This is a genomic window from Leptolyngbya cf. ectocarpi LEGE 11479 (genome assembly GCF_015207065.1).
In the GTDB taxonomy this organism is placed as follows: domain Bacteria; phylum Cyanobacteriota; class Cyanobacteriia; order Phormidesmidales; family Phormidesmidaceae; genus Leptothoe; species Leptothoe ectocarpi.
Genome location: NZ_JADEXP010000521.1, coordinates 1 through 3,043, shown reverse-complemented (window position 1 = coordinate 3,043; position 3,043 = coordinate 1). Strand labels below are relative to the sequence as shown.

The following is a 3,043-nucleotide window of genomic DNA, read 5'->3' as shown; positions in this document are numbered from 1 at the left end:
CCGTTGTAGGGCACACTTGCGATCGCATCGTGGGCCTTTAACAGCGACTGCTCAGCCGTCACCAGTCGCTCAATCAGCGCGCCCACCGGTACCGGCTCGGCCAGGGTCACCGCCACCTCAGGCAGGGGCGCCGTCGCCTCGGGGCTAAAGTCAGGAATATTATCCGTGGCCCCAAAGGCGCTGGCCTCAGCCGCTGTTTTTAGGGCTAGCTCTAGACCGCGCTCATCCACATCGGTGGAAGAGGTCACCCCCAAACGCCCCTGGTCGTTCCACACCCGCACCGTCACACTGGCTCGGTTCGAGGCTTTGACCTGTTTGGGTTCTCCCTTATCCACCTGCACACTGGTGCTATCGGTGGTGGCACCATAGATGTCGTACTTAGTAATGCCGAGACGCTGGGCGATGGTTTGGGCGTTAGAAGAGATTTCGAGGACTTTAGACATTGTTATTTGAAAAGCAATGGAGAATAGATTTAAAAGCCCCCAAAAGTTGGGGTTTGGGGGCCTTCAGCTGATAGATTCTTTTCGGAACAGGCCCTAACGACCACCGACCGTGATGCTGTCCACCTTGATGTGGGGCTGACCAACGGTGACATAAATGCTGCCGCTGATGGAACCGCAGAAACCAGGGGCCAGGCTCAGGTCCTGGGAGCACATGGAGATCTTTTGCATGATATCCACCGCTTCACCGATCAGCGTTGCCCCCTTTAGGGGGCGGGTGATCTTCCCGTTTTCCACCAGATATGCTTCGTCCACAGCGAAGTTAAACTGCCCGGTGGCACCGACGCTGCCGCCGCCCATTTTCTTGCAGTAGATGCCCTTATCCACTGACGCAAAGATATCGTCCAGGCTGTAGTCGCCGGTATCAATGTAGGTATTGCGCATGCGGGATGCGGCGGAGAATGTGTAATTCTGACGGCGACCGCTGCCAGTGCGAGGATGGCCGGTACGCACCGAACCCGCCCGGTCCGACAAAAAGTTTTTGAGCACACCATTTTCGATGAGCAGGGTGCGCTGGGCGGGCATGCCCTCATCGTCCATATCAATGGTGCCAAAGGAGGCATCGGAGCGACCCTCATCCCAGGCGGTGAGACTCTCATGGGCAATCTTTTCGCCCTTCTTGTCAATAAATGGGGTAGTGCCCCGCTCGATCTGGGTGGTCTCTAGCAGGTGACCACAGGCTTCGTGGAAGATCACACCGCCAAAGTGGTTTGCCATGATGATGGGATAGGTGCCAGACTCCACATAGTCGGCGTAGAGCATTTTGCCTGCGGACTCGGCCAGGCCCTCAGCGGTGGTGTCATAGTCCCAGGCGGTTAGAAAACTGGGGTCGCTGGTATTGCCCAAACGCTGGCTAATGGAGGAGCGGTGGTCGCCATCGGCACAGAGCACATTGGTACCAACAGACTGGGTGAGGCGAATATCACGGGCGAAGGTGCCATCGCTGCTGGCCACTAGGATTTCTTGCCAGTCTCTAAAGTAGGCCGTGCGCCGTGCCTGGAGGTGCTTGGCGACCTTAGCCACTGAGGCATTGGCCCCCAGGAGCACATCCCCCATGGCCTGCATCGAGCTGCAGTTAGTCAGCCAGCTTTCCTTGGTGCTGGCATAGTCGCGAAACATCTCTAGGGTGACCTCTGGCACGTAGGCCGACGTCCCTGGTAGCAGCAGTCCCATAATGGACAGCCCTTTCTCTAAAGCGGCCTTGAGACCCTGAAAGCTGACATCGTTGGTGCTGACATAGCAGTCGGCTTTGCCCTTAAATACTCGCACCCCGGCCCCTGTGGTTAAGCTAGGCGAAATGCTGGTGATCGCATCGTCCTCTGCCAGACAGCTAATATAGTTAGTCCGCTCCAGAAAAAATTCAATAAAATCAGCCCCGGCTGCCCGGCCTAGGCCTAACAGTGTAGACAGCGGTGCCGCCCAGGTGGCATCAAACCGGTCGGGGGCCGCCTGATAGCTTTGGCTGGGGAGTTCCTGCAGGCGTAGGGATGACAGTGGCGGAGCAGCAAGGGTCATAACGGTGGCCTAGTTTTTTTCAGACTGTGGGTGAACCCTCACCAGTCTAACGCAAGGGTCTGGTTTACGACCTTGAGCCGCTGCCTATGGGATCCTTAGGCAATTTTCAGGAAGTTCCCAGGTAATCTCTGTAGAATTGGGCACCGGGTGGGGACTTAGTCCGCCACGCAACATCAGGCGCATCTTTTTCATCAGTGGGCATTACATCTATGTAACTATTGTGCTGGTTGGCTATGGTTAGTGTGTTGCAGACGTCATTGGGATTGCTCAAATCTCAGCTGTCGCGAAAAATTGTCAAGTCGATTTTTTTGAGCTTGGTCGCCATTGAATTTGTGGTGTTTATTCCGTCCTATCATCAGCGGCGGACCGATAAACTCAAAGAGCTGGAAGCCGTCTCAGAAGAGGTGCTGCTCACACTAAAGGCCAATGTGATGACTGAGACACTGCTGTCTACGGATCTGCTGGCCTCCGCCCAAGCCACACTGAGTCCCGATACGATCATTTTGGGGGCGGCGCTCTACGATCGACAGGGACAGCTGGTGGATGCTTTTGGAGAAGAGCCGACACTAGCAGCTCCCTCAGGCGGTCTGGAAAAAATTCAGAGACTGTTGACGGTTTCGGCGACTCGCTACGATGTGGCCTGGCCCAGCCGACAGTTTCAAGATCGCTATGTGTTGGTGATTCGCCATGATGCCACATCGGTAAAACGCTACATGGTGCAGTATTCCATGGGTATTTTCTGCATTGTTGTTTTAATCTCTGCGTTTTTAACCCTGGTGACCATCTTGCTGCTGGGGCGTATGGTGATCAATCCACTGCTGTTGCTGCGGGACGATCTGTGTCAGGCAGCTAACTTAGTATATCAGCCTCAGACAGCCAAGTTTAAGAGCCTCCAACAGTCTCGTCAGGATGAGTTAGGAGATGTAATTCGAGCATTTGCTTCGATGTTTGGTCAAATCTCTCAGGAGGTGCAAGAACGACAGCAGGCGGAAGCTGCCCTCAGGGGTGAACAGGAGAAAACAGAAGCG

2 protein-coding genes and 1 pseudogene are annotated in these 3,043 nt (G+C 55.1%); 1 reads left to right on the top strand and 2 read right to left on the bottom strand.

Features of this window, described 5'->3' with window-relative positions; all coding sequences use genetic code 11:
* Window positions 1-443, bottom strand: a 443-nt coding sequence (locus IQ260_RS29365) for a PmbA/TldA family metallopeptidase (protein WP_322745077.1), incomplete at its 3' end; no start/stop codon positions are given.
* Window positions 444-536: 93 nt separating this feature from the next.
* Window positions 537-2,015, bottom strand: a complete 1,479-nt coding sequence (locus tag IQ260_RS29360) for a TldD/PmbA family protein (RefSeq protein WP_193996598.1) — start codon at window positions 2,013-2,015, stop codon at window positions 537-539.
* Between the two features lie 233 nt (window positions 2,016-2,248).
* On the opposite strand from IQ260_RS29360, the pseudogene IQ260_RS29355 reads away from it, so the two are divergent.
* A pseudogene (locus tag IQ260_RS29355) lies at window positions 2,249-3,043 on the top strand (adenylate/guanylate cyclase domain-containing protein); the annotation flags it as partial.